The sequence below is a fragment of the Candidatus Hydrogenedentota bacterium genome, from assembly GCA_018005585.1.
Classification (GTDB): Bacteria; Hydrogenedentota; Hydrogenedentia; order Hydrogenedentales; family JAGMZX01; genus JAGMZX01.
Window position 1 is genome coordinate 67,765 of sequence record JAGMZX010000002.1, and the last position, 25,892, is coordinate 93,656.

General features: G+C 62.2%; 17 protein-coding genes and 1 tRNA gene. 3 read left to right on the forward strand and 15 right to left on the reverse strand.

The window, feature by feature from the left end; genetic code table 11:
- Positions 1-7: 7 nt before the first annotated feature.
- Together KA184_00635 and KA184_00640 are read right to left on the reverse strand one after the other, a co-directional pair.
- Positions 8-2,569: a Gldg family protein gene (locus tag KA184_00635; protein MBP8128056.1), complete on the reverse strand. Its 2,562-nt coding sequence runs from the start codon at positions 2,567-2,569 to the stop codon at positions 8-10.
- Positions 2,570-2,581: 12 nt separating this feature from the next.
- Entirely contained in the window at positions 2,582-3,544 is a 963-nt protein-coding gene (locus KA184_00640; protein ID MBP8128057.1) for an ATP-binding cassette domain-containing protein, read from the reverse strand.
- A 308-nt stretch (positions 3,545-3,852) separates the two neighbouring features.
- On the opposite strand from KA184_00640, the gene KA184_00645 reads away from it, so the two are divergent.
- Positions 3,853-4,809, forward strand: a complete 957-nt coding sequence (locus KA184_00645) for an NTP transferase domain-containing protein (protein ID MBP8128058.1) — start codon at positions 3,853-3,855, stop codon at positions 4,807-4,809.
- 13 nt (positions 4,810-4,822) lie between these two features.
- On the opposite strand, the gene KA184_00650 is transcribed toward KA184_00645, so the two are convergent.
- A complete protein-coding gene (locus tag KA184_00650) occupies positions 4,823-5,341 on the reverse strand; it encodes a DUF5610 domain-containing protein (GenBank protein MBP8128059.1) in 519 nt (172 codons plus the stop codon).
- A 212-nt stretch (positions 5,342-5,553) separates the two neighbouring features.
- Here KA184_00650 and KA184_00655 point away from each other — a divergent pair, with 212 nt between their 5' ends.
- Positions 5,554-6,909: a hypothetical protein gene (locus tag KA184_00655; protein MBP8128060.1), complete on the forward strand. Its 1,356-nt coding sequence runs from the start codon at positions 5,554-5,556 to the stop codon at positions 6,907-6,909.
- Between the two features lie 51 nt (positions 6,910-6,960).
- Here the strand turns inward: KA184_00655 and KA184_00660 are convergent, their stop codons facing one another.
- The 4 genes from KA184_00660 to rny form a co-directional block, all read right to left on the reverse strand.
- Positions 6,961-8,109, reverse strand: coding sequence for a glycosyltransferase family 4 protein (locus tag KA184_00660; GenBank protein MBP8128061.1), 1,149 nt, complete (start codon positions 8,107-8,109; stop codon positions 6,961-6,963).
- Positions 8,106-11,693 carry a chromosome segregation protein SMC gene (smc, locus tag KA184_00665; GenBank protein MBP8128062.1) on the reverse strand — a complete coding sequence of 1,196 codons (3,588 nt, stop codon included), beginning with the start codon at positions 11,691-11,693 and terminating at the stop codon, positions 8,106-8,108. The genes KA184_00660 and smc overlap by 4 nt, the downstream gene beginning before the upstream one ends.
- Positions 11,694-11,734: 41 nt before the next feature.
- A complete protein-coding gene (locus KA184_00670; GenBank protein MBP8128063.1) occupies positions 11,735-12,514 on the reverse strand; it encodes a TIGR00282 family metallophosphoesterase in 780 nt (259 codons plus the stop codon).
- Positions 12,515-12,645: 131 nt separating this feature from the next.
- Positions 12,646-14,211 (reverse strand): ribonuclease Y, encoded by a 1,566-nt coding sequence (gene rny / locus KA184_00675; GenBank protein MBP8128064.1) that lies wholly within the window; start codon positions 14,209-14,211, stop codon positions 12,646-12,648.
- 838 nt (positions 14,212-15,049) lie between these two features.
- On the opposite strand from rny, the gene KA184_00680 reads away from it, so the two are divergent.
- The gene (locus KA184_00680; GenBank protein ID MBP8128065.1) at positions 15,050-16,231 is read left to right on the forward strand and encodes an immunoglobulin domain-containing protein; all 1,182 of its coding nucleotides are present in this window, start codon (positions 15,050-15,052) and stop codon (positions 16,229-16,231) included.
- A gap of 410 nt (positions 16,232-16,641) precedes the next feature.
- Here the strand turns inward: KA184_00680 and KA184_00685 are convergent, their stop codons facing one another.
- The 8 genes from KA184_00685 to KA184_00720 all read right to left on the reverse strand — a co-directional run bounded on the left by KA184_00685 (position 16,642) and on the right by KA184_00720 (position 25,805).
- Positions 16,642-16,920 carry an ATP-binding protein gene (locus tag KA184_00685; protein MBP8128066.1) on the reverse strand — a complete coding sequence of 93 codons (279 nt, stop codon included), beginning with the start codon at positions 16,918-16,920 and terminating at the stop codon, positions 16,642-16,644.
- Between the two features lie 425 nt (positions 16,921-17,345).
- Entirely contained in the window at positions 17,346-18,932 is a 1,587-nt protein-coding gene (locus KA184_00690) for an FMN-binding glutamate synthase family protein (protein ID MBP8128067.1), read from the reverse strand.
- Positions 18,933-18,955: 23 nt separating this feature from the next.
- Entirely contained in the window at positions 18,956-19,642 is a 687-nt protein-coding gene (locus KA184_00695; protein ID MBP8128068.1) for a (2Fe-2S)-binding protein, read from the reverse strand.
- A 24-nt stretch (positions 19,643-19,666) separates the two neighbouring features.
- Complete coding sequence (locus KA184_00700; GenBank protein ID MBP8128069.1) at positions 19,667-21,514, reverse strand: 4Fe-4S binding protein; 1,848 nt, start codon at positions 21,512-21,514, stop codon at positions 19,667-19,669.
- Positions 21,515-21,529: 15 nt separating this feature from the next.
- On the reverse strand, positions 21,530-22,045 hold the full coding sequence (locus KA184_00705; protein MBP8128070.1) for an NAD(P)H-dependent oxidoreductase subunit E: 516 nt from the start codon (positions 22,043-22,045) through the stop codon (positions 21,530-21,532).
- A 677-nt stretch (positions 22,046-22,722) separates the two neighbouring features.
- The gene (locus KA184_00710) at positions 22,723-24,099 is read right to left on the reverse strand and encodes a sigma-54-dependent Fis family transcriptional regulator (GenBank protein MBP8128071.1); all 1,377 of its coding nucleotides are present in this window, start codon (positions 24,097-24,099) and stop codon (positions 22,723-22,725) included.
- Positions 24,080-25,237 carry a PAS domain-containing sensor histidine kinase gene (locus KA184_00715; GenBank protein ID MBP8128072.1) on the reverse strand — a complete coding sequence of 386 codons (1,158 nt, stop codon included), beginning with the start codon at positions 25,235-25,237 and terminating at the stop codon, positions 24,080-24,082. The genes KA184_00710 and KA184_00715 overlap by 20 nt, the downstream gene beginning before the upstream one ends.
- Positions 25,238-25,728: 491 nt before the next feature.
- A tRNA-Arg gene (locus tag KA184_00720) sits at positions 25,729-25,805 on the reverse strand.
- Between the last annotated feature and the right edge of the window lie 87 nt (positions 25,806-25,892).

Here is a 25,892-nt window from a genome sequence, read left to right on the forward strand (position 1 = left end):
ACAGCGGTCACTTCGGCGCCGATGCATACTTCATCGTGTATGCATTACGCGAACTGTGACGGACCAGCGCGAAAGCGAAACCAGCGCCGGCTATCAAGAGGTTCGCCAGACCGTAATTCACGACCTGCCAGACCACGTAGGCGCGGTACTTCGGATCGTCCGCGTTTTCCGGTTTGCGGACCGTGCGCGGCATGGGCACGCGCGAGCGCAGCTCCGCGACCTGCTTCGACAGCGTGGCCGTATCGACCATTTTCAGGAAGAACTCGGCGTTCATGTCGTTCAGATTGTTCTTCTGGAAGGCCTGCGAGCACCCTATCAGGATCAGCCGGCCCGGTTTTGGCGTCACGTCCGGCGCGGGCCCCTCCTCCTCGGGCTCGGGCGGCGGCACCGGGCGCGACGGGTCCGGCGGCGTCTCCGGCCACGCAGGGCGCTCCTTGCCCGCGAAAGCATCCGGGAACTGGCCGCTGATTTCGGCCAGCAAGGGAAAGCTCTGCATCGACCCGGAATCCGGGGGGTCGAAGCGCATGTTCTCGCCCATCGCGGACGCCGGGATGGTCCAGGATCGTCCGCTGGAAGACATGAGCACCTGCGACTGCAGGCCCAGCTCCTTTAGCTTCTCCGTATTCAAGTTCAGGGCGGTGCCCCAGAGATACAGGAGCCCCGGCAGGTTGTCGGTGATCGGGCTCTTCTGGTCCATCGTCTCCGACTGCACGAAGATCTGCAGCGGCGTGTCGAAGCGCTGCAGCGTCCCGTTGCCGAACATGTAGGTGAGCGGCAGCCGGCTTTCGTCCAGCAGCAAGTCTTCGCTCACCGTCACGCCATAATTTTCAAGCAGCGGGTTTGCTTGCGGCGTCTCTTCGCCGCGCGAGAGATTGAGGCGTCCCTGACGCGAGACGTCGTAATTCCAGGTGTAGTTCTGCACGGCCATGACGACCGTCTTGCCCGCGCGCAGCGCGCGGCCGATTTCCCATTGCTGGCGTTCGTTCAGCGAACGGGGGTTCACCACGACCAGTGTGTCATACTCATCCGGCAGCGGTTCTTCCTTGGTCAGGGCGACGCGGCGCACTTCATACTTGAACTGGCGCAGCAATTGCTCCAGGTCCGCGAACGGGTCCTCGTAGAACTGCGGGGGCATCCGCTGCCCCATCGACTCCATCATGGCGCGCTGCTGCGGGTCGACGTTGAACGCCGTATCCGGCGCGACGAGCGCAATGACCGGCGTCGTGGCGCGCTGCAGCTTGTAGATCGTGCTGATGAGCCGGTATTCGAAATCGGGGGGCAGCCGTTCGCCGCGGCGCTGCGGCACGACCGCGGGGATGATTTCCTCCGGCTTGTCGGCGTATGCGATGCCCAGGCTGGCATATATCATCGCCTGGGTCGCCTGCACGCCCGTGCTGCCCGCGTAGGCGATTGGAGTAATGCCCTTCTCGAGCATCCGTTCCTCGACCTTCTTCTCCTCGGTCTTCTCCTCGTCCTTGTCCTCCTCCGGCGCAAATTGCGAGGACATGGCCGAGATCAGGTTTTCCGCCTCAAGGTAGACCGTCTTGTACTGCAAGTTGCCGTTGGATGCCAAGCGCAGTTCTTCGAGCCGGTCGAGAATGCTCTCTTCCAACCGTTTCAGCTCCGTGGGCATCTTATCGCGCGGCGTGATATACAGCGTCGCAGTGACTTTCGAATCCAGGCCATGGAGGATTTCCGTCGATGCTTCCGCCACGGTGTTAATCCTGTCCTCGGTAAGGTCGAAGCGCTTCAGGCTGCTGCCCGCCGCCAGCCAGTTCAAGAGCATGCCGATGGCGGCGCACAGTAGGGTGACAACGGCGAAATTCAGCTTCGCCTTCGGGCGGCTGCGGCCGTCTATGTACAGCATGTTCAGCCCGAGGAAGATCGCCGACCAGCCCACGAAATAGACCAGGTCAACGACATCCACGACGCCGCGGGTGAACGGCGTGAAATGGGTGAAAACGCCCAGCAGGCTCATCAGCAGTGTGCCGAATCCCGCGATCTTGTTGTCCAGGTAGCCCGCGATGAAATCGGTGCCGCACAGGAACATGATGAAGCAGGCCAGCAGCGTGATGACGAACGCGATGATCTGGTCTTTGAAGAAGCCGGAAAAGAAAATGCCGAGCGCAAAGAACATTGCGCCGACAAACGCCGTGCCCAGGTAGCCGCCCAGGATGACGCCCCAGTCCGGGTTGCCCAGCCACGCGAGCATGGCCGGCACGGTGATGGTCGCCACGAGCGTCAGGCCGAAAAACACGATCGCGGCGAAGTACTTGCCCAATACCAGTTCATGGGCGCGCATGGGAAAGGTGAGCAGCATTTCCCAGGTGTTTTCCTTGCGCTCCTCCGCCCACATCCGCATCGTGACCGCGGGCACGAAAACGCACAGCACGAGCGGAATGTAATCGAAGAAAGGACTCATGTCGATGGCGATTACGGGGCCGCTGAACAGGCCCGTCACATAGAGCCACACGTTCAGCGTCACGAATACCATCATGTAGATGTACGCGATGGGCGATGTAAAGTACGCCGCCAGGTCGCGACGGAATACCGTGATTGTGTTGCGCATGTTCGCGACTCCTCAATTGTTGCCCGTGGATTGGGCTTGCCCCTCGGTCAGGGCCAGGAAGGTTTCCTCGAGCGTCGGCGGGTTTTCCCGCAATTCCCGAAGTTCCCAGCGCTTTTCACGCACCAGCGCGTTGATTTCCGGCCACGGCGACGCGCCCAGCCGCGCATACAAGGTGAACGCGGCCGCGGAGGACGCCTGGTCTTCCACGACCGCCTTCACCTGCGTTACACCGTTGATGCCGGAGAGCAGCCGCTCGACCTCGGCGGCGGGCTGGCCCGTGACGGAGAGGTTGAAGCGCTCGACGCGCTTGGCGCGGCTCCGCAGTTCGTCGATGGTGCCGTCGCCAACGATGCGGCCTTGGCTGATGATCACGATACGGTCGGCGGTTGCCTCGACTTCCTGCAGGATGTGCGTCGAGAGGATAACCGTCTTGTCCTTGGCCAGGGCATTGATGAGGTGGCGGATTTCAAGTATCTGATGCGGGTCGAGACCCGAGGTCGGTTCGTCCAGAATAATGACTTCAGGGTCATGGATGAGTGCCTGAGCGAGTGCGGTGCGTTGCTTGAACCCTTTCGAGAGCTCGCGAATGACCTTCCGGAACATGGGGCGCAGCCCGCACGCGTCAATCACCGCCTCGGTCCGCTCTCTGAGGCGCGCGCCGGTCAACCCGCGCGCGTTCGCGACAAAGCGCAGGTAGGACCGGACCTCCATGTCCAGATAGAGTGGCAGTATCTCGGGCAAATAGCCGATGCTGCGCCGCACTTTCAGCGGCTCCTTCAGCACGTCCATTCCCGCGACCTCCGCCGTGCCGCGCGTCGGATACAGATACGTTGTCAGGATCTTCATTGCGGTCGACTTGCCGGCCCCGTTCGGGCCCAGCAACCCGACGATCTCGCCGCGGCGCACCTCGAACGACACATCGTTCAAGGCGACCACGGGACCGTAATGCATCGTCAGACCTTTCGCCTTAATCATGAATGATCTCCCGATTCCATCCTTGTCCGGTTCGCTTCCGCGCTTACCCCAGCAAGCCGGTGCAGGGACACATGTTTACCCTTGCAGCAGGGTGAGGAGCAATTACTATGCCACATGCCGTCCGATGTTGTAAAGGACGTGTTCCCAGAATAAACCGGCGCGGTACAAGGGTTTATGCCCCTCGCGTCCGTCGCCGCAGCGCCTGCCGGACTGCCCCATATGAGGCACATGACCCCTTTTGCGACTTGCACCGCCGCCTTCGCCTCCGCCACAATTCCGGCCTCAGACGTCCACCGGAGGGCAGGACCATGGCCCCATATCAGGGTGTAATTCTCGCGGCGGGACACGGCTCGCGCATGGGCCCCTTCGGCGAACGCGTGCCGAAGCCCATCGCGCCCATATGCAATAAGCCGTTGCTCGCCTGCCAAATAGACCACCTGCGCGGCTTGGGCATAGACGATATCATTATTGTCATTGGCCATTTGGGCCACGTGATTACACAGATGCTGGGCGACGGGCGGGACTACGGCGTGCGGTTGCGCTACGTTGAGCAAGAGCAGCGGCTGGGTCTCGCGCACGCCGTCGGGCAACTCGAGCGGCACGTGGACCGGCCCTTCGTTCTATTCCTCGGCGACATCTTTTTTCACGTGACGGACTTGCGCCTCATGGTCCAGGAATTCGAGCGGCACGAGGCGGCGGCCGTACTCGCTGTCAAGGAAGAAAACGATGTCGAAGCGATTAAGAAGAACTTCAGCGTCCACCTGGGGCCGGACGGCGCCGTCCGCCGTGTGATTGAGAAGCCGCGTCACGTCACCAACAATCTGAAAGGGTGCGGGCTCTACCTTTTCGACATGCGCATCTTCGACGCAATTCGCCGCACGCCGCGCACCGCCATGCGCGATGAATACGAACTCACCGACTCGGTCCAAATCCTGATCGACTACGAATACCCGGTGCGCGTTGCGCCGGTCGTCGCGTGGGACATGAACATCACGTACATCGGCGACCTGATTGCGTGCTGCGTGTACGAGTTGCGGCGGCGGGGTCTGACCTCGCTGGTGGGGAATCACTGCACCATTGCAGACGGCGTCACGCTCACGGATACGGTGGTCGGCGACAACGTCGCGATAAACGTCCCGATGTCGCTGGAACGCTGTGTCGTCCTCTCAGGTCTCACCCTGACCGAGTCGCGCCGTTACACGGATATCGTCTTTACACCGGACGCGACCCTTGAAGCGTTGCCGCCCCCGCGCGCTTCCCGCTAGGCGCGGCGCCCGGTCAGAGACCCTTCGCTACGAAATCGTCGAGACGCTGCTGGATAATGGACGCCGTGCTCTCTATAAGGTTGTCCGCGTCCGGCGACAGCACCTGCAGTCCCTGGAGGATATCCCGCGCTTCCTGAATACCTTGGCCAATGGCGCCCCCAATGAATTCCGCGAACTGGCGGCGTCCGTCCTCGTCATCGGCCAGGTTGTGATTCTCCGCGTACTTCGAGAAGAAGCTCAATGCAAAATTCACGATGCGGTCCGCGGTTGCCTCCGGCGACGTGTCAAGTGCCGCCCCTTCGGGAATGCCGAGCGCGGCGCGCGCGTCATTCACGACGCCGCGGAGCTTCTCGTAGGCCCGCTCGCGCACGAGGTCCAGCACTTCGCCGGTGGACCGGGCCTTTCCCACGCTCAGCTCGAGCGCGTCGCCCGAAACTCCGGTGGCCTTTTTGGGCCGGGATACCGCCCCTGGCGCCGGTAGACTGTTCGGACGCAGGGCATCGGCAGGCAGAGATTGGATTGCGTTCACCATGGTACTGTCCTCCCGTTCTCTCTATGCAGAAACACTTCCGTCGCTAACGAGATTATCGGCCAGGACACGCAAGACTTGAGCCGGGCGGAAAACACGGGCTTGACAGGCTGGAAACGGCTGTGTTAGGCAGGCGCAGTCACGATTGCCGTTATTTGGCGCGGCGGGGAGAACCGATGCGCGTTTACTGGTGCACATGCGGGCAGAAGATGCGGGTGCCTGAGGAACGCCTTGGGCGCTCCGGCCGCTGTGTCCGTTGCGGCAAAGAAATTACGGTTACCTACGCCAACACCACGCCCCTGGCGGACGCCCCGGCCGCTGCGGCGGCGCCGTCTCCGGGTGCGCCGCCCGGGGGCACGTCCTTCGAGGCGCTCGGCGGTCCGGAAATCGTCGCCCCGCTCCAGGCCCCGGCGCAACCGCCGCACGCCGCGGCGGACCCGCTGCCGCCCGGCTCAAGGCCGACAGCGCAGGCGCTCTTGCACGCGCAGATGATGCCGTACGTGCCGCAACCTGCGTGGACGGCGCCGTCCGGCGGCGATGAAACGCCGCTGGCCCGGGAGGAGGGCGCGTTCTCGCTGGGAGCGTACTTCTGGTTGGCCGCGTTGCTGCTGTTTGGCTGCTTGCTCCCGCGTATCGCCGCGGGGCCGCCCGACTGCCCGGCAAATGTCCATTTTGTCAATTTTGAGGTCATGCTGGACAAGCACGCCCCGCTTGGAGTGCGTCTGGAGAGCGGATATCCGCTGCTGGCGGCGGTCTTGACCATCGCCGCCGCTGCCGTGTTGCCCGGGTTGGCAAGGTCAATCGCGCTGCTGCTGGTGGCGGGAGCCTATCTCGCGTTGACGGCTGCGGACACCCAGTTGCGTCATGCGGCTGGCGACCTCCTGCGCGCCATATTTGATCCCGTCGTAACGGCTTCCGTGGGCGTCGCTGCGTCCTGGGTTGGGCTGGCCGGGCTGTTCGCCGGAAGCCGCGCGCGCTACGTAAGGCCCGGCAGCCGCATCTCCGGAAAGATCGGCGCCATCGGCGCGGCGGCCTACTTGGCGGGACTCGTCATCCCGCGCGCCCAGGGCTGGATGCCGGGTTTTGCCGATGTGTTCGGGTATTGGACAGAAGAGGGACTGCTCGAGCGCGTGCCCGTCTTTGTTCCAATGCTGGTGCTCGGAAACGGCGATGCGCCGTGGCAGTACCGCTGTGCGGCCCTTGCCATATTGCTGGCGGTATTCTTCTTGATAATCGCGAGCCTGCTTTGCCTTTGGAACATCAGGCCGCGACCGGCCTCGGCGGCGCGTGCGCACGGGGCGTTCTGGTTGTGGATGGCCCATTTGGGCGTCGCGTGCGCGGGCTGGGCGATCATTATTGCGGCTCTCATGGGCAAGGCGGGTATTTCGGAATTGCCGGATTCGTATCTCGATGTGCCCGCACTCGACATACCGCTCATGTTCGCGAAAACCCTTTGCTTCCGGTACGGGATGTTGCTGCTGCTCCTGATGGGGGCGGCGGACCTTGTGGTCCGGCTTTCGGACAGGGCCGAGGAGCGCCGCCGGGTGGTCCAGCTTGCCGCAACCCTGTAACTGCGGGGCCGTGCGGCTCTCCTCGCCAGAATGTCGGCGGAGAACGCCCGTCTATGTGGCAGTGGCGAGGCCTGAGCGGTCCAGTACCGCCGCGTAGCAGTCGGCGATGGCGGCGCTCTGCGCTTCGAGTGAATACCGGGTCACGGCGGTGTCGCGCGCGGCGCGGCCCAGCGCGTGCCGCAAGTCGCGGTGCTGTCCCAGCCGCACGAACGCCTCGTGCAGCGCCTGCACGGAGCCGTCCACTACGAGGCCGTCCCGCTCGTGCGTGACGATCTCCCGGAGCATGCCGCGGCGGACCGCGACGACCGGCTTGCCCATAGCCATCATTTCGCGCACGGCCCGGCACGTGCCGTCGCTGCCGGGGGTGAGGAATACGCCCGCGTCAAAGGCGCGCAACATGCCCACGTAGTCTTCGCCGTCGAGGAATCCAGTGAAATGGACGCAGTGCTCCAGGTTCAGGCGCTGGACCGGCTCGAATCCGACCTGTTCCTGGCGGGAGCCGCGGCCGACTACAACGAGCCGCGCGTGGGGGAGTTCGTGTACGAGCAGATACATGGCTTCGAAGAGGTCTTCGTAGTGCCGGTGTGTCTGAAGCCGGGCGACAATGCCGAGGACGAAGCCGTCCGGCCCCAGGTTGAGCCGGCGGCGGCCATCGGGGGTTTCGCGGGCCGGGTCAAAACGCGCAACATCGACCGCGCCGGGCACGACCCGCATCCGTTCGCGGGGGAACCCGAAGGTCTCGGCGTCGTTTTCGAGCGCCGCCTGTGACGGCTCGACCAGGCATGTGGTCCGCGCCGCCAGACGCGCGTGCCGCCTGTCGTTCGGGAAGCCCAGACCGTAGTAACTGGAACGCACCAGGGGTATGCCCGCCGCGCGCGCAGGGCCGGCCGCGATCCGGTGGTCGTTGTCCAGATGGCAATGCACCAAATCGCAACGATTGTCGCGCAGCAGCCGCGACAAAGCGCGGCGGTCCAGCAGGTTCTTGAACGGGTGATTGTGTTTGGTGAGCCACAGGTCAAGGATGGGCTCGATGCCCCGGTCGCGCGCAGTCTCGACGACCTTGTTGATGTTCGCGCCCGCGTCGGGGCTGCACGCGAACGCTGCGTCCACGCCGCGCGCGCGCAGGGCCACGCACAGGTTCAGGGCCGGTTCGGCAGGCCCTGTCCACTTGGCGTTGCTGAACAGGTGAAGCACTCTCATACGGGGGCTTCGGCGTCGGCGACCTCCTCGAAGCGGACCGAGACCACCTGCGAGACGCCGCGCTCCTGCTGGGTCACGCCGAACAGCGCGTCGGCGTGACTCATGGTCTGTTTGCTGTGCGTAATGACCACGAACTGGCTCTGGTTCGTGAACTCGTCGACCAGAGACAGGAAACGCCAGATGTTGGCATCGTCGAGCGGCGCGTCGACCTCGTCCAGCACGCAGAACGGGCTGGGTTTGGCGCTGAAAATGCTGAACAGGAGCGCAATCGCGGTGAGCGCCTGTTCGCCGCCGGACAACAGGGATATGGTCTGTGGCTTCTTGCCGGGCGGCCGCGCCTCGATTTCGATGCCGCTCTCGAGCGGGTCGTCTTCGTTCAGGAGATAGATGCGCGCTTGGCCGCCGTTGAACAGTCGCCTGAAATAGTTCTTGAAATTCTCGCCGACGGTCTCGAACGTGTCCTTGAACATCGCGATGATGGTACGGTCGATACGCTCGATGACGCCGGACAGCGTTTCGCGCGCCTTGCGGAGGTCTTCTTCCTGCGAAATGAGGAATTTCAGGCGCTGGTCAAGGGCCTCATACTCCTCGATGGCGGTGAGATTCACGGCGCCCAGGCGCTGCAGCGCGTCGCGATGATGCTGGATCGTGTTTTCGCGCGTTTCCTCGTCCATTTCATCCGCGCCCACCTCCGCTTCCGAGAGCGCGGGCAGCGCCACATGGTATTCCGTCTGGATACGTTCGTGGAAGAAGGTTATCTGGTCCTCATGATGCGTGAGGTCCTTGTCCAGCGCATGTACTTCCTTCATCCTTGTTGACGTCTGTTCGCGCAGTTCCTTCAGTTTCTGGCCCAGCTCCGAGGCTGCTTCGACGATGTGCTGTTGCCGGTTCTGGGATTCGATGGCCTTGGCTTCCGCCTGCTCACGGCTCTCCGAGAGGGCTCGCGCCATTTCTGCCTTCGAGGCGATGGCTTCCACGAGGTCTTTCTCGCGCGCCTGCAGCTCGGCGGTCAGGTCAATGCGGCGCGCGGCCTCGCGAAGCGCCTCCTCATGGTCGCGCATCTCGCGCTGCCGGTTGCGCTCCGCCTCTTCGAGATTCTGCGTGAGGCCGGCCAGGCGCACGCGCAGGTCCGCCAGCGCATCGGAACAAACGGAGAGCGCCTGCCGTGCCTGGGCCGCGCCCTCCTGGGCTTCCGCCATGCGCCGCTGCAGGGCCTCGTCGTCGTTTTCGATGCCGCTGGCCCGCTCCTGAGCCTCCTTGCGCCGCTGCTCGAGTTCTTCGCGTTCCAGGCAAGCGGCGTCGCGCTCGCGCGCGAGTTGCGCCGCGGCCAGGGTGAGGTTTTCCAGTTCCGTGCTCAGCCGCGCAATGGCGACCTCCGCTTCCGACAGGTCCCGGCGCGTGGCGTCTTCCTCTGTCTGCAGGGTATCGCGCCGCCGCGCCAGTTCCTGTAGCTTCTCGCCCAGGTTTCGCGCCTGAGCGGAGGTCTTTTCGAGATTGCCCCCAAGCTCGCCGACCTGCGTTTCCAATTCGTCGATTTCCGCGCCGCGCCCCAGCAGGCCGCGGCTCTCATGCTTCGTGCGCCCGCCCGTGACCGCGCCCGCGGAGGAAACGACCTCGCCCTCGAGCGTCACCAGGCGGGGGAACCGGCGTTCCGACCGGGCGATGCGAATGGCATCGTCGATAGTCTCGACGATCACGGTGTTCCAGAGCAGATACTCGACCGCGGGCCGGATTCGCGGGTCGAACTGCACGTATTGGATCGCGGGGCCGACGATACCCGGAAGGCCGGCGATTTCGGCGGTGTCGTCGTGCTTGCTGCCGCGAATCGTGTCCAGGGGCAGGAACGTAACGCGACCCGCCCGGTTTTCTTTCAGGAAGGATATGGCGTCCTTGGCGGCGTCGGCGTTCTCCACGACTACATTGTTGATATTACCGCCGAGGGCGGCCTCGATAGCCGTTTCGTATTCCCGTTCCGTGACGAGCAGTTCGCCGACGGGACCCAGGATTCCCTGGCAGGCGGGAACGCCTTCCTGCCTGGCTTGCATGACGGCGCGGACGCCCGTGGCATAGCCCTCATAGCTGTCGCGCAACTCGCGCAACGACCGGAGCCGCGCTTCGAGGCTGCTCTTTTGCTCGCGAAGATTCTGGAGCGAACTCGCGGCCTTTTCCAACGCGCCCGCGGCCTTGCCGTGCGCCTGGGCGACCTCCTGGCGTTCCTTCTGCAGTGCCGCGGCGCGCTCCTTGCCTTGCCGCGCGCGTTCCACGCGCGCCGCATGGTCGTTTGTCACCGCCTGAATGCGGCCGTTCTGCTGCTCCTGCCGCTGATAAATGCCGGCCAGCAGCGTATCGACGCGTTGCAGCCCTTCCTCGATGGTCTCCAGTTCGGTCTGAGTGCGGCTGCGCGAGTGCACCGCTTCCGCGGCGCGCGCCCGGGTCTCCTCGACGCGTAGTTCCGCTTCCGCGAGTTGCCGCGACAACGCGTCGAACTCCTCCTGCTTGGCAGTCAAGGTGGCATTGCCGTCCGCGATTTCACTGCGGAGGGTTGCCGCGCGTTCCTCCGTTTCGCGGCAGGTCTCGAGGATGCGCGCCGCCCGCTCCTGATACTCGTCGTGTTCCGTGCGCGCCTGCTCCTGCTGCTGTTTCGAGAATTCGATTTCCTTGCGCAACAGCGCAATGTCGCTCTCGATACGTTCCATGTCGGTGTCGATTTGGTGGACACCTTCGCGCCGCGCGGTGAGCACCCGTTCCACCTCGATGCGTTCGAGGCTGAGTTGCTCTTCGCGGGCTTCGAGTCCACTGAGTTCCGTGGACAGCGTCTCGTACGCGTCCTGCGTCTTGGCGTATTGCTTTTTCAATTGGCCGGCTTCGGCGGTCAGTTGCCGGAATTTCAGCCAGGCGCTCCGGACCTCGAGTTCGCGCAGTTCCTCGGTGAGTTTGCGGTGGCGCATCGCCGCGGCGACCTGCCGCTTCAGCGACCGCGTCTGCCGCTCGACTTCCGTGATAACGTCGCGCAGGCGCAGCAGGTTCTGGTCCGCGTTTTCCAGCTTGCGCATGGCCGTGCGCTTGCGCGTCTTGTACTTGATGATGCCCGCGGCCTCTTCGAAAAGGAAGCGCCGGTCTTCGGGTTTCGAACTCAGGACCAGGTCGATCTTGCCCTGGCCGATGAGCGAATACGCGTTGGTCCCGATGCCCGTATCCATGAAGAGTTCCTGGATGTCACGCAGGCGGCACGGCATCTTGTTCAGAAGATATTCGCTTTCGCCGGAGCGATACAGCCGTCGCGTGACTTGGACTTCCGCGAAGTCCACGGGAAGGCGGGAATCGGCGTTGTCGAACACCACAGTCACCTCGGACATGCCGGTGGCGGCGCGATGTTCGCTGCCGTTGAAGATGACGTCCTGCATGTGGCTGCCGCGCAGCGACTTGGGACTCTGTTCGCCAAGCACCCAACGCAGCGCGTCGAGAATATTGCTCTTGCCCGACCCGTTTGGCCCGATAATCGCGGTTATACCCGGCTCGAACGGCAGGTAGGTCCTGTCCGCGAACGACTTGAACCCATTCAACTCGATGCTCTTGAAATACATGCAAACCCTATCCGTGCTCCCCTCGGCGGGGAGACAATCGTTTACTCCGTGCGCGCAATCCGCTCCATGCTTGTCGCGCGTCCCGACGCTTCGTCTATCTCCACGAGCACGGCGTTGAGCCATGCCGGGCCCTTGGCCACGCTGAATTGCCGCGGCAGACCCGTGACGAACTTCGTCAGCACGGCGTCGCGGTCCGTGCCGATAATGCCGTCTCGCGGGCCCGTCATGCCGACGTCCGTGATGTAGGCGGTCCCGCCCGGCAGGATGCGTTCATCCGCCGTGGGCACGTGCGTATGCGTGCCCAACACGGCGCTGCACTGTCCGTCCACGCGCCAGCCCATGGCGACTTTTTCCGACGTGGCCTCGGCATGAAAATCGACGATAATGACGCGCGTCAGCGCGCGGAGCGCACGCAGTTCGTGCGCCGCCCGCTCAAACGGGCACTCGAACGGCGTCATGAAGACGCGCCCCATCAGATTCAGGAGTCCCACGCCGCGCCCGTCCGGCAGCGGCAACACGCATGCGCCGCGGCCCGGCACGCCATTGGGAAAGTTGGCCGGCCGGACCACGTCGTTCATGCCGTCAATGGCCGCCAGCAGCGTGGGCTTGCGCCAGGCGTGATTGCCCAGCGTGAACCCCTCGACGCCCGCGCGGCGCAGTTCGTTCAGCACTTCGGGGGTCGCGCCCAGCCCGCCCGCGGCGTTTTCCGCGTTCGCCAGGATGACATCGACCTCGTACTCCCGGCGCAGTTCGGGCAGCCAGCGCGCTGCGGCGCGCCGGCCGGGACGTCCCACAATGTCGCCAACGAAGAGAATTCTCATCGACCCAAGACCCCGGAACACGCCCCACCGCAGCCCTTCCCGTCCGCGAGGAGGGTGCTCAAGGCAGGCGCCAGTATAGCTGAAGCGCGCGCGAACTGATCAATCACGACGCCGGCTCGGCGCGAGAGCACTCATTTTGCGACTTCGACGGCGCGCGTCTCGCGCACGACGGTGATCTTGATCTCGCCGGGATACGTCATCTCGGTCTCGACCTTGCGCGCAATGTCGCGAGCGAGCATTGCCGCGTCCGCGTCCGTAATCTTGTTCGGTTCCACGACGATGCGCACTTCGCGGCCCGCCTGCAGGGCGTACGCCTTCTCGATGCCGCTGAACTGGTCGGCAATCTGCTCGAGCTGTTCGAGCCGCTTGATATAATGCTGCATCGACTCGCTGCGCGCGCCTGGCCGCGCGGCGGACAACGCGTCCGCGGCCTGAACCAGCACCGCGAGCAGCCCTTCCATGGGCATTTCGCCGTGGTGCGCGCCGATGGCGTTGGACACGGCGTCGGTCTCGCCATAACGTTTGGCCAAGTCGTGGCCGAGCACGGCGTGCGACCCTTCCACCTCGTGCGTGAGCGCCTTGCCGATGTCGTGGATGAGCCCGGCGCGTTTTGCCTCGGCAATGTTCGCGCCCAGTTCCGCCGCCATGATCGCGCACAGGTGACAGACCTCGAGGGAGTGACGCAGCACGTTCTGCCCGTATGACGTGCGGAAACTCAGCCGGCCGAGCAGCTTCACGATCTCCGGGTGCAACCCGTGGACATCCGCCTCGAGGCACGCCTGTTCGCCCCGTTCCTTGATCGTCTGCGCGATTTCCTCGTTGACCTTGACGACCATCTCCTCGATCCGCGCCGGATGAATGCGCCCGTCTGACACGAGCCGTTCCAGCGTGACCCGCGCCACTTCGCGCCGAATCGGATCGAATCCGGACAGAATGACCGCCTCGGGCGTGTCGTCGATAATCACATTGATGCCGGTCGCGTTTTCAAGGGCGCGAATGTTGCGGCCTTCGCGGCCGATTATGCGCCCCTTCATCTCGTCATTGGGCAGCGCGACGACGGAAACGGTCGATTCCGCCACGTGGTCCGCGGCGCAACGCTGGATGGCTTCACCGATGATCCACCGGGCCTTCTTCTCAGCGTTCTCGCGCGCTTCTTCCTCGATCTTCTTGAGATGCAGAGCGCTGTCGCGCTTCACTTCGTTCTCGAGGTTGTGGAACAACTCGCGCCGCGCCTGGTCCGCGGTCATGCCCGAGATCGCCTCGAGGCGCTCCGTCTGATGGACAATGATCGCCGCGACCTTGTCTTTCTCCTTCTCCACCGTCTTCTCTCTGCGCACGAGGTCGCGCTCCTGCGCATTGAGTTCGTTCGCCTTCTTGTCGAGGCCCTCCGTCCGTTTGTCCAGCGATTCTTCCTTCGCCTGCAGGCGTTTCTCGAAATTCGCCAGTTCGCGCCGTTGCTCACGCCCTTCCTTTTCGACACGGGCGCGCAGGTCGATTTCCAGTTCCTTGAGATTTGTCTTCGCGTCCTTGAGGATTGAAGCGGCGTCTTTCTCCGCATTGCTCATGATCTGCCCGGCATCGCGCCTGGCTTTGCCGAGCACACTGTTGCCGCGCCAGCGCGCCAATAACATGGCGCTGGCGCTGCCGAGAATCACTCCCGCCACAATCCCGCCAAGGACAAAGATGATGCTATCCATCTGCATAACCTCCCAGTCCTTTTCGGGAACTCGTCAGGGCTTCCTAGCCCGGCAGGTATGACAGAATGGCGGGATCGGAAATGAGTGAAGTTCAGTACATGCGAACCGCGGACGCCGCAAGATGTTGCGCCCTAAGGGTTTTCCTTGTTGCCACCACTTCGCGTTGTGCACCGGATTGCCCAGAAAAGGCAGTGAAGAATCTATCTCGACGCCCGCAGGGGGCGTGTACCGTGCTTCCTTCACAAGGCCGTGCCATTTCCCATCCTACTGCCGGGTAATTCTGCCAATAATGGAAGATATTATAAGGATGTCCAGCGATGATGTCAATTCGCAGGAAGAAGCCTGAAATCGGCCGGGAATAGGCCGTGCACGCACAGCCCTTCTCCCAAGCGCATGCCGTGCTGCGGGGCAGGCCGCTCTTTCCGGGGGGTGGTGTTCGCGAACGGGGTCCAAGCGCCCCGGCTGCTTCCGGCCGGGGGGGAGGCGGCCGGGAAGAGGCCACATCCAAGGCACTGAAAAAAAAGGTTGACACAATCGGGTGAGTTGGCCTATGATACGGCTGCTGGTGGTACAAACCTCTTGGGTGAGTTTGCACAGCTGAGTTTGGGAAGGGGGTTGCATCGCCAGCGAAGATCGGGTATCATTTTGAGGCTAGGTGAAGGCTGCGGGCCATGGTGTTGTAATCCTACTGCAGATGTAGGAAACGGAGGACTAACTAACCATGAAAAAGCTGACGGTAACTTGTGCTCTGGCGCTTCTGGCTCTGGGTATGTTTGCGCCAACCACCGCCCGGGCGGTTCAACCACCCCCCACACAGCCGGTGGACTTCTGTGGAACGATGGACAATATCGTTGCGCTCATCAATGACACCAGTGAAACCGGATTGGCGTGGCTGGCTGCATTGCTCGGCGAAGATGCCGCGCTCCTGCAGGGGTTGGCATGCGACACGGCCGATATCAACGGGCCGCTTGTGGACGATCTGCCCGGCCCGAACGGCATGCTGGACGGCGAATTCGAGCTGGGCGTCCTCAGGGAACTGATGGCCAACGCAGCGGCATATGCCGACTTGGATACGGGCACGATGCCGGGCCAGGTGGCGGCCGGTGTTGATTCCAGCGCTGTTCAGCCTGCGTACGAAGAGAATTACCAGAACCTGTACACGGACGGCATGAACACTCTGATCACGATCACGCTTCCCTCGCTGTGGGGTATTTTGCAAGGCGCGTTCCCCGGCCAGATTCCGAACCTGACGCCTGGACTGCAGGCCAATATTAATGCGACTTTCAAGGGCGTCATGGTCGTGCTGGCGGGTGTTGCGACGCTGGGTGATGACGACTCCATGGGCGTCGTAGTCGCCTTGGCGAATCTGGTCAGTTTCTGCGACGTGATTGCGCCGGGAAGCTGCCTGGTTAACGACATTGAACTGGACCCCGCGAACTACGCTCGCTTGAATGCTATTCTGAGCAAGACCGGCGACGCGGACGGCGACGGCTACACAAACCAGCAGGAATACGACCTGTACGCGCTGGCCAAGACGGCGGCGGATTATGTTGACGCCGCCCTTGACCCGTCTCTGCCCGGTGCCGAAGGCGAAGGGGAAGGAGAGGGTGAAGGCGAAGGCGAGGGCGAGGGCGAAGACGGCCTCGTCCGGATTACCGGCAATGGCGTGGTCGAGGAAGGCGAGACTGTCGAACTGCGCGCGCGCACGGTCGGTGACACAGTCGCGCTGAGCTACCAGTGGAGCCGCCTGAATTCCGAAGGCACGGCCTTTGTTGAGCTGCCGGGTGAAACGGGCAACACGCTGGTGTTCGACCCGGTCGAACTGCAGAACACGGGCTGGTACAAAGTCGTGATTACGTACGACAACGCCGCCAAGGCCATTGTCGAATCGAACTCGGACCCGTTCTACATGGAAGTCGTCCCTGAAGGGACGCTGCCCATCGCGGGCGGTCTGGGCGTGGCGCTGCTGGCCGGTGCCTGTGCATTCGCGGGCGCGGTGAGCATTCGTCGCAAGAAATAACTAAGCTTCTCAGCTAGAACGAGTTACCATCAGGCTGCGAGCCGTCGGCTGATAAGGCCGGCGGCTCGTTGTGTCTATACGAAGGCAAGAAAGGGCCGCGGTATCCAGAAAGAAGCGAAACCTGGACCGGGCCATCTGCCCCCTGACCGGTCAACATGCCGGCTTGGGATTACCAACGTGCTACAGTTGCATATTCCTGCACGAGTAGGCCACCGAATCCGGAGGAGCGCGAGCACCTGATCCGGGTGCTCGCGAGTGGCGGAACGGTGAGCACGATCGGATAGTCCGCAGGATGAGACAGTCCGCAGGGGGGGTGCTTCAAAGCAGCTGTTTTGTATCAGTCCATTGTCGTGGGAGTGAGGGCAACCGGGGGGGCGGTTCCCCTCCCGGAGCGTAGCGACGGATGGCGTTCAACCCTCTTGGAGTTTCTTGCGTTTCTTCCTGAGGGAATCTCCCTTGAGAGCGATCTTGCGGGTGTCGTGCACGAGTCTGTCAAGGACGGCGTCGGCGCGCGAGGGGGTGCCGATGATGGTGTGCCACTTTTCGACGGGAATCTGGCTGGCAATCAGCGTAGAGCGCGGGTCGTAGCGGTCCTTCGTGAGTTCGTGAATATGCCGGCGCTGGTCGGCAAACAGTCCTTGTGTGATGTCTCCCTGATAGGCCCATTCCACCGCTCGCGAGCGTCGGATTCACTGCTCGCGAGCAGCCGGAATCACTGCTCGCGCCCGGAATACGCAACAGTAACATCACTGGTGTGAAATCCCCACCGGTTAAAGAACCCGCCGTATCCGATACCTTCGTATCAGTCTCTCCACGATACGCGACCGCACGCCCCTTCAAGAAGGACAGCAAGTCCTGTGGTTCTTCCGGAACGAGTGTGGAGCATTTGCAGGTTTCGAGCGCCCGGTGCCAAGACCCCGAGACGACGCAGACGCCATGATACCAACAGTGTGCAGCCTTCCGTCGCGGCCCGGCACAGCGACCGGAAGCGGGACGGATTCCCGTTCTTCGCCGAAAGCGCACAAGGTGCTGTCGAGCTATGACCTGTGCCGAAAACCGGGATTCTGTTCCACACTCAATTCGGAGGAACCGGTCTTGTTTCTCGAGCGGAGACCTATCCGAGAATGGATATTGCGTCTTCGGAATCAACATCCATGATGTAGCGTATCCCGGAGATTTCAGCTGCCTCATGAGTCAGAGCCGCGATATCATCGCGCGAAACATGCGATAGAGAGAACTTTCGGCTTCCGGCCATGAGCTGGCGCAGTCCTTGGGCCAGACGTTCGTAGTATGTGTACAGACCCAATGCACCCGTGGGGACCTTTTCGAAGCTGTCCTTATCCAGCTTCTTGCGCAGTTCAACGGCCGTAACAAAGATTTCCTCTTTAGAACTGCCAAACCGCGAAATGTACACCGGTACCTGCCGCGAGTCGATGGTGCGGCCAATGGTCTTGCCCACCATGGCGGCCGCGATGGGCGCTCGCGCCATTCCTACCAGTTTTACGAAGGGCGCGCCAAGCGCGAGACCCTTGAAGATCTGGTCTTCAAATGAGAATCCGCCGGCCACGGCCAATGCGGGCACGTAGTCCCCGCGGTCCGCCAGGCGTTTCGCATATTGGTACAGGAGGGTATGGAGGTAAACGGGCGGCACGCCCCATTCGTTCATCATGCGCCAAGGACTCATGCCGGTGCCGCCGCCCGCGCCGTCGACGGTAAGGAGGTCGAGCTTGTACCGCGACACGTAACGGACCGCGCGCGCCAGGTCCGCGGGTCTGTAGGCGCCCGTCTTGAGGAAGATGTATTGGGCGCCGGCGCTCCGCAACTCCTCGATGCGCCTGGCGAAACACTCCTCTTCGACCATGCCAACCCGAGAGTGGCGTTCGAACGCCTTGAATGCGCCGTTCTCGAACGCCTTGATGATGGCGGGATCGGTCGGGTTGGGTAACACGACGTATCCGCGTTCATGCAGGAGCTGCGCTTTCTTGAGGTCATCAATCTTGACCTCGCCGCCGATGTCCTTCGCGCCCTGTCCCCATTTGAGTTCGACGCATTTCACGCCGAGTTTTTCTATGGCATATTCAAGGACTCCCAGGCGGCTGTCTTCGACGTTAGCCTGCACGATGATCGCCCCGTAGCCGTCCCGCTGGTGCTCCTGGTACAACTTGACGCGCCTTTTCAGGTCCACGGTATCCACCACGCGCCCATTCTTGACGACGGCGTCGACGTCCATTCCAACAACGTTTTCGCCGATGGTAAGCCCTGTTCCGGCGAGCGCGGACCCGATTGCCAGCCCGTCCCAGTTGTTCTTGGCGACGTCTGTTGAGCCAATACCTGGAATGTGCCATGGCACGCGATACTTGATGCCATTGTCATGACCGAACCGCACCTCGAGGTTGACGGCGGGGAAAATTGCCTTGTCGCTATCGGCGTCAATCCCGTGCGCGCCCACCGCGGTGCCCATGATGTTGAAGTGCGAATAATCAACGGGGTACGTCTTCTCGCCGGCCGCCGTGATTACGCCGAACGGCTGGGGATACAAGACCTCGTGGCCGCGATAGGCGGATTTGCCCACTTCGCACATGCCGATGCAGCCGTCCACGCAGGTCACGCAAAGACCGGATGCCGGCACGATGGAATCCGTGGTGCGATTCTTGGTCAAGGTGGCCGCCGAGGAGTTTATTCTGGAGAAGGTACTGGGCATTGTCTTTGCTTCCTTTCCGTAGCTCAGTCGCTTTGCCGCTCGCAGGCAACGCAAGGCGTCATGTAACACATCATGTCATCAAAGGGTTCTTTTTGTAAGCAGGGCGGGGAGAGGTTGGCGCAGGCGCCGCAAACGGCCTTGTCGGGCTCCACATAGGTGCAGCGAAGCTGACAGGCAGGACAGACATACATGCAGGCGCCGCACAACCGGCATTGGTCCGAATGTTTGTCGAAAGGCGTGCCGATGCTTCTCTTCTCGCCGCGATAACGGAAACCGATGGCTTTCGCCATCATTTGTTCTTCGCATACCCGCACGCACAGGCCGCACAGGATGCAATCTTCGTGCTCTTGGCGAAACCGCTGTTGCCGTACATCGTGGGCCGACGCGAGGTCCTGTATCACCTTCGATTGCGGGCAGGAAGCCAGCAACAACTCGAGGACCATCTTGCGGGCCCGGACCACCCGGCTGGACGCCGTCCGCACCCGGAGGCCTTCTTCCACAGGGTACGTGCACGAACTGACGAGCTTGGCGCGCGGCCCTTCGCCAATCTCGACCACGCACAGGCGGCAGGCTCCGTACGGCGACAAGCCGTCCATATGGCAAAGCGTTGGAATCGGGAATCCCAGGAACCGCGCCGCCTCCAGAACCGTCATGCCCTTCTCGACCGATACCAGGAGCCCGTTAATGGTGACGTTAACCATTCCATTCATGCTCTGAGCGACCTCCTCGCCTTGCTAGGCGACCTCCACGGCATCGCGCTTGCAGACAGTCCGGCACGTCCCGCACTTGATGCATTTCGTTGCGTCAATGACCTGTCGCTGCTTGGGGTCTCCCGAGATGGCGTCCGCGGGGCAGTTCGTGACGCACGCCCGACAGCCGGAACAGTTGTCGTTGATCGAAAATGAAATCAGCGGCTTGCAGACACCGGCGCGGCAACGGCGATGTTCGATATGTTCCAGGTATTCATCCCGGAAGTACCGCAGTGTCGAAAGAACCGGGTTGGCGGCGGTCTGGCCAAGGCCGCACATGGTCGTATCCTTCACCACGAGGGCCAGTTCTTCCAAGAGGGCCAACTGCCCCGAGGTCCCGCGGCCCTGCGAGATGTCGTCCAGGATCTCGTGCATCCGCTGGGTTCCTTTGCGGCACGTAAAGCATTTCCCGCACGATTCGTCTTTCAGAAACCCCATGAAGTACTTCGCAACATCGATGATGCAGGTGCCCTCGTCCATCACGATCATGCCGCCCGACCCCATGATCGACCCCGCTTTGGCGAGACTGTCATAGTCGATGGGAAGGTCGAACCGCGCAGCAGGAATACAACCGCCGGAGGGCCCGCCGGTCTGGACGGCTTTGATCGCAGCCTTGCCAACGGGACCGCCGCCAATCTCGTTGACGATTTCGGCGATGGTGATTCCCATGGGGACTTCCACCAGACCCGTGTTCCGGATCTTGCCGACCAGGCTGAAAATCTTCGTGCCGGAATTCTGTTTCGTGCCGACTCGGGAAAAGCCGGCGGCGCCCTGTTCCACGATAATGGGTATGTTGGCCCAGGTCTCGACATTATTTATGCAGGTAGGCTTGCCCAGGATGCCTTCCTGGATGGGGAACGGGGGCCGCTGACGCGGTTCGCCCATGCATCCTTCAATGGAGCGGATCAGGGCGGTTTCCTCGCCGCACACGAACGCCCCCGCGCCTTGGACAACCTGGATGTCAAACGAGAACTCCGTGCCAAGTATGCGTTCCCCGCACAATCCGAGCGCGCGCGCCTGCTCGAGTGCCGTGTGAACATGCTTGATGGCCAGAGGGTATTCGTTGCGGACATAGAGAATGCCGTGCGTGGCGCCCGTTGCGTAGGCGCCAATCAACATGCCCTCCAGGATGCTGTGAGGGTTGCCCTCGAGCACGCTGCGGTCCATGTAGGCTCCCGGGTCGCCTTCATCGGCGTTGCATACGAGGTATTTGCCATGTGCGCCGGGTTGCTTTGCCAGCAGTTCCCATTTAAGGCCCGTGGGAAAACCCGCGCCGCCGCGCCCCCGAAGCCCTGACGATTTCACTTCGCCGAGTACCCATTCGGGCCCGCCCCGCTCCAATACCTTGAGCAGCGCGGTATATCCTCCGGCTCGGAGGTACGATTCAGTGTCTTCCGGGTCCACTTGCTCATTCAGGGCAAGAATGGACCGGCGTTGCTTCTTGAAGAAAGGCACATCCTTCTGGCAGGGGATGCGTGTGCCCGTGGCGGCGTCAGCCCACACGAGGTCTTCCAGAACTTCCCCCAGCCCGGCGGCTTCGACCAGCCTTTCGGCGTCCGCGGTCTTCACTCGTGGGTAGAATATGCCCTCCGGTTCCATCAGGATGGACGGTTCCATCTCACAAAAGCCGTGACACCCGGTGACGCGGACGTGAACCTGACCCGCGAGACCGCTCCGCAACAATGCTTCGCGAACCGCGCGGACCAGTTCACCGGCGCCACTGGCACGGCCGCAGGTACCGGTGGGAATGACGATGGTGCGGCGTTTCAAGTCGGCAGTATCGCGCAGATTCGCTTTGAGGGCATACAAATCTCGCACTGAGTCTAATCTCATCGGCAGGCGGATCCTTTATATGCTAGAGGCAGCCACCTTCACTTGTGCGGCCGGCAACTCGTGTTGGGTTCGGAGCTTTCTCAGGAGCTTCCTCACCCCGGCCCCGTCCACCTTCGAATGGTAAACCCCATCCGCAACGACGATGGGCCCGAGGGCGCACGCGCCCAGGCAATTCACCGTTTCCAGCGTGAACTCGCCATCCTCGGTGGTTTCACCCGCCTTGATGCCCAGTTGCCGCTCCAATTCCTCTGCAACCGTGGGCCCCCCGCGGACATGGCAGGCTGTGCCAAGACACGCGCACAAATAGTGTTTCCCCCGTGGCTTGAGGCAGAACGATCTATAGAATGTCGCCACTCCGTAAAGGTCTACCAGCGAACGGCGGGTCATGTCTGACACTACCCTGAGCGCAGGCTCGGGAAGATACCCGTGTATTGTCTGGATTTCCTCCAGAATCGCGATTATCCCGCCGCAATCGGCATCATGCCTCTTGATGATTTCCAGGATCTCTTGCCGGTCCACACATCTTTCCAAGGGTTTCTCTCCATCCTTCCGGTTGCCCGCCGTGGCTCAGCGGTACTCCTCGCAGTGCCACACGCCCCCCTCGAGTTGGAAAAACAGACATGACCTGCGATTTGCGCAGTCCACACAAATGCCATGAAGCCGGCCAAGGTCGCGCAGGCTGATGTCACTTGTTCTCTTTGCGTTTTCGGGCGCGGGAAGCTGGAGGCCTTCATACGAGCCGCATGTCACGACGGGCTCTCCCGACTCGGCCGGAATCGCGCACCCCGCTCCCCACTTGCACTTGCTGCACAATGGTACGGTTGATTGTATGTTCATCGTGTGGGGTCCTGCCTCAACGCCGAATACTGCTTGGGAATAGCAGATCTCATACCAATGAGATCCTGCCGCCAAAATGGCCCTGTTTCCTGAGCCTCAGTACCTTGAAGTCCGGCTTCTGTCAAGAACAAGAAGAAGTCATTGAACGATCCGCATAAACAATTGCAGTGCAAGTACTTATATTGTGTGACAACTGTGGGGTTTCTTCCCGATTCTCTGGTTTCTGGGCAACGCCCGCGTCACCCTCTATTCTGCGTGGAAGCAGGAGGAACTCACTTGGCGGAATATGGACGGACAGCGGGGAGATTTCGCCCGCCGGGGAAAAACTCCCCAGTTTCCCTGAGTGCGCGAGAACGTCCGGGGAAGGCTGGTCAGCGCTGACCTGGCTTGGGGGAGTCACCCTGCCCGTCGAGGACGGCTGTGACCTTGTCCCGCAAAGTCTTACGGTCGATACCGAGGATTTTCGCGGCCTGCGTCTTGTTGCCGCCCAGGCTGGCAAGCACGTTGCTGACGTACTCGGCTTCGACTTCCGCCAGGGTGCGGTCGAGGCCAGTTCTGCTCAAGGGCGAGAAGCGCATGAGCGGCGGCAGGTCCGGCGCGTCGATGATATCGCCGTCCGTCATGAGAACGAGCCGCTGGACGACGTTCTCCAGTTCGCGGACGTTGCCGGGCCATTCGTAGTTCCTCAAGACGGCCATCGACCGGTCCGAAAAGCGGGGTTCAGTGCGGCCGAGCTCGGCGGCAAATCGCCTGGCAAAATGCCTGGCCAGCAGCAGGATGTCTTCTCCGCGCTCCCGCAGGGGGGGCAGGACAAGGGTAATGACGTTCAGCCGGTAGAACAGGTCTTTTCGAAAAGCATCCTTTTTTACGAGTCCCAGGAGGTCCTTATTGGTGGCGGCCACGATGCGGACATCCACTTTGCGGGCCCGGCTTGACCCGACCATGCAGACCTCCTTGTCCTGCAGGACCCGCAGCAGCTTCACCTGCATCGGGACGCTCGTTTCGCTGACCTCGTCCAGGAAGATGGTCCCTCCGTCCGCCGAATGAAAGAAGCCGGCTCGCGCTTCGGTGGCGCCGGTGAACGCGCCCTTGACGTGCCCGAAAAGCTCGCTTTCCAGCAAGCCGTCTGGGATGCCGCCGCAGTTGACGGGCACAAACGGGGCCGCCGAGCGCGCGCTACCATAGTGGATCGCGCGCGCCACCAGTTCTTTCCCCGTGCCGCTCTCCCCTGTGATCAAGACCGTGGCCGAGGTGGAGGCCGCTTTCCGCACCGCGCGGAGGATCTTCCGCATGGCTTCCGATTCCCCCAGCAACCCGTGACGCATCGTGGCTGCCGGCATGCCGGCGGAGTTGCCGAATCGGCGGACCCGCAGTTTTTCGAGGGCCCGCTTTACGGCTGCGGAAAGTTCCGCGTCAGTAAACGGCTTCGCAACATATTCCTCGGCGCCGGTCTTGATCGCCTGCACCGCACCCTCAATCGACGGGTAACCGGTAATCATCATGACCTCGGTGTCGCGGTAATTTTCCCGGACGTGTCGCACGAGGTCCATGCCGCTGACCTTGGGCATCTTGAGGTCCGTGATAACCAAGTCCACCTTGACTGATTTCAATAGTTCGGCCGCGCCCGCGACACCCGGCGCCGTCAACACGTCATACCCTTCGGCAGACAGATTTCGCTGCAGGACTTCAAGGGTTAGTGGGGAATCGTCTACGACCAGGATCCGTGACCTATCCGCTTTCTTGGCCATCCGGTCGGGCCTCCTCAAATTGGCCGGCGGCCAAGGGCAGCCGCACCTCAAATCGTGTTCCCACACCCACCTCGCTGTGGACGTGAATAGTCCCTTCGTGCGCCGTCACAATCCCGTGCACCACGGGCAAGCCAAGCCCCGTACCTTCGCCAATGTCCTTGGTGGTGAAGAACGGCACGAATACCTGCTGAAGCACCTCGGGACTCATGCCGGGCCCCGAATCTTCCACGTGAAGCACGACAGCATCGGCGGCCGCTTCGGTCTTCAGCCGGAGTGTCCCTCCGTCTGGCATCGCCTGCAACGCATTCACGACGAGGTTCACGACCACCTGGGTGATTTGCGCGGGGTCAGCGGGAATCTGTGGCAACATCGGGTCAAGCATGCACACAACATCCACTCCCGCCCCTGCGCAGCGTGCGCCCAGAAGAGAAAGCGCTTCCTGCACCACCTGACTGAGGTCCAAGAGCGTCTTCTCCGGAGGCAGTTGCCGTCCAAACACCAGCAGCTTCCGGATGACCTCTCTCGCGTGCAGGGATGCATGCTCTATTTTGATGAGATCGCGGTCAGCCGCTTCGGGCAGACCCGGACATTTCCTGGCCAACTGTGCAAAACCCAGGACGTTTCCCAAGGGTTCGTTCAGTTCGTGGGCAATCCCGGCCGCCAACATCCCAATCGTAGCGAGCCGATCCGCATGCAGCAACTGATTTTCCAGGCGGGCCCGGTCCAGCTCCGCCTCTTTGCGTTCCACGACCAATGCCACCTGCTGGGCGACGGCATTGATCAAATTGCGTTCCTCCCTCAGAAATGGGCCCTCATCGCGCTCCGGCATCTCTTCGAGATAAACGACCTCGATAAAACCACGATTGACGTTTTGCACGGCAACCTCGGCGTGCTGGGCATGGGAGCTTTCCCGAAAACCCGGCGCGGCATATACGCATCCGTTCAGGACAATGCGCGCGGAAGCGATTTCGGGATATTGCCAGGCGGACGTCAGCAAGCTCACGGTCTGCTGAAGAATTTCCTCGATGGAAATGCCTGGTTTGGCCGCTATTTCGGCCATTCGGAGCAGACAAGTCAGTTCCTTGACGCGTTCCTGCAACGCCCTCGTTGTAGATTTGCGGCCTCTCTTCTGCGTCATGCGCTCTCCGGGAAGGGGTCCACATTGGGACCTTGCCTCTGTTAAGTCTTGCACGATTTGAACGCCGGTTCAATAATTCGCCCGCCACTCCGTCGGTGTCTTCTTCTCTTGGGTTGTCGCGTATACATTGCCGGATGCGGTCGAGAGCCGCATCGTTGCGGAAACGTGTTCGCAGTAGTCATGTTGCCAAACGGGAACCCCGTTGTCCCGCGCGACGAGACGGTTTCAAGCCCGCGCACGATTTCCGGCAAACCGTGCCGCCGCCCACCCCCCGTGCCCGTAGCCCGTAGGGGCAGGTTTCAAACCTGCCCCAACCGCTGCGGGCGCGTCATATCCCGTAGGGGCAGGTTTCAAACCTGCCCCTACCACTGGCATCGCACGGCGCAACCGTACCAGATAGGCAGTTGAAGGGTCGCGGAAAACACCGTTCAGGAATCGGCAATAATGACAAGGCTTTTCATGAACTGACAACGTCTGGCGGGGAAAAAGAATGGCGCGCCCGGCGCGACTTGAACGCGCGACACCCAACTCCGGAGGCTGGTGCTCTATCCAACTGAGCTACGGGCGCGTAGACGTGGGAAGTATAACACACCGCGCCCGCGCCAGTCGATTCTTCTTGGTCGTGTTTCTTGGTCGTGTCATCAACCATGCGTCT

Coding starts and splice junctions, on each gene's coding strand:
- KA184_00660 (MBP8128061.1), bottom strand. CDS start 8,109: ATGAGAGTGCTTCACCTGTTCAGCAACGCCAAGTGGACAGGGCCTGCC.
- KA184_00670 (MBP8128063.1), bottom strand. CDS start 12,514: ATGAGAATTCTCTTCGTTGGCGACATTGTGGGACGTCCCGGCCGGCGC.
- KA184_00635 (MBP8128056.1), bottom strand. CDS start 2,569: ATGCGCAACACAATCACGGTATTCCGTCGCGACCTGGCGGCGTACTTT.
- KA184_00700 (MBP8128069.1), bottom strand. CDS start 21,514: ATGAGATTAGACTCAGTGCGAGATTTGTATGCCCTCAAAGCGAATCTG.
- KA184_00640 (MBP8128057.1), bottom strand. CDS start 3,544: ATGATTAAGGCGAAAGGTCTGACGATGCATTACGGTCCCGTGGTCGCC.
- KA184_00715 (MBP8128072.1), bottom strand. CDS start 25,237: ATGACGCAGAAGAGAGGCCGCAAATCTACAACGAGGGCGTTGCAGGAA.
- KA184_00650 (MBP8128059.1), bottom strand. CDS start 5,341: ATGGTGAACGCAATCCAATCTCTGCCTGCCGATGCCCTGCGTCCGAAC.
- KA184_00695 (MBP8128068.1), bottom strand. CDS start 19,642: ATGAATGGAATGGTTAACGTCACCATTAACGGGCTCCTGGTATCGGTC.
- KA184_00690 (MBP8128067.1), bottom strand. CDS start 18,932: ATGCCCAGTACCTTCTCCAGAATAAACTCCTCGGCGGCCACCTTGACC.
- KA184_00645 (MBP8128058.1), top strand. CDS start 3,853: ATGGCCCCATATCAGGGTGTAATTCTCGCGGCGGGACACGGCTCGCGC.
- KA184_00680 (MBP8128065.1), top strand. CDS start 15,050: ATGGACAATATCGTTGCGCTCATCAATGACACCAGTGAAACCGGATTG.
- rny (MBP8128064.1), bottom strand. CDS start 14,211: ATGGATAGCATCATCTTTGTCCTTGGCGGGATTGTGGCGGGAGTGATT.
- smc (MBP8128062.1), bottom strand. CDS start 11,693: ATGTATTTCAAGAGCATCGAGTTGAATGGGTTCAAGTCGTTCGCGGAC.
- KA184_00710 (MBP8128071.1), bottom strand. CDS start 24,099: ATGGCCAAGAAAGCGGATAGGTCACGGATCCTGGTCGTAGACGATTCC.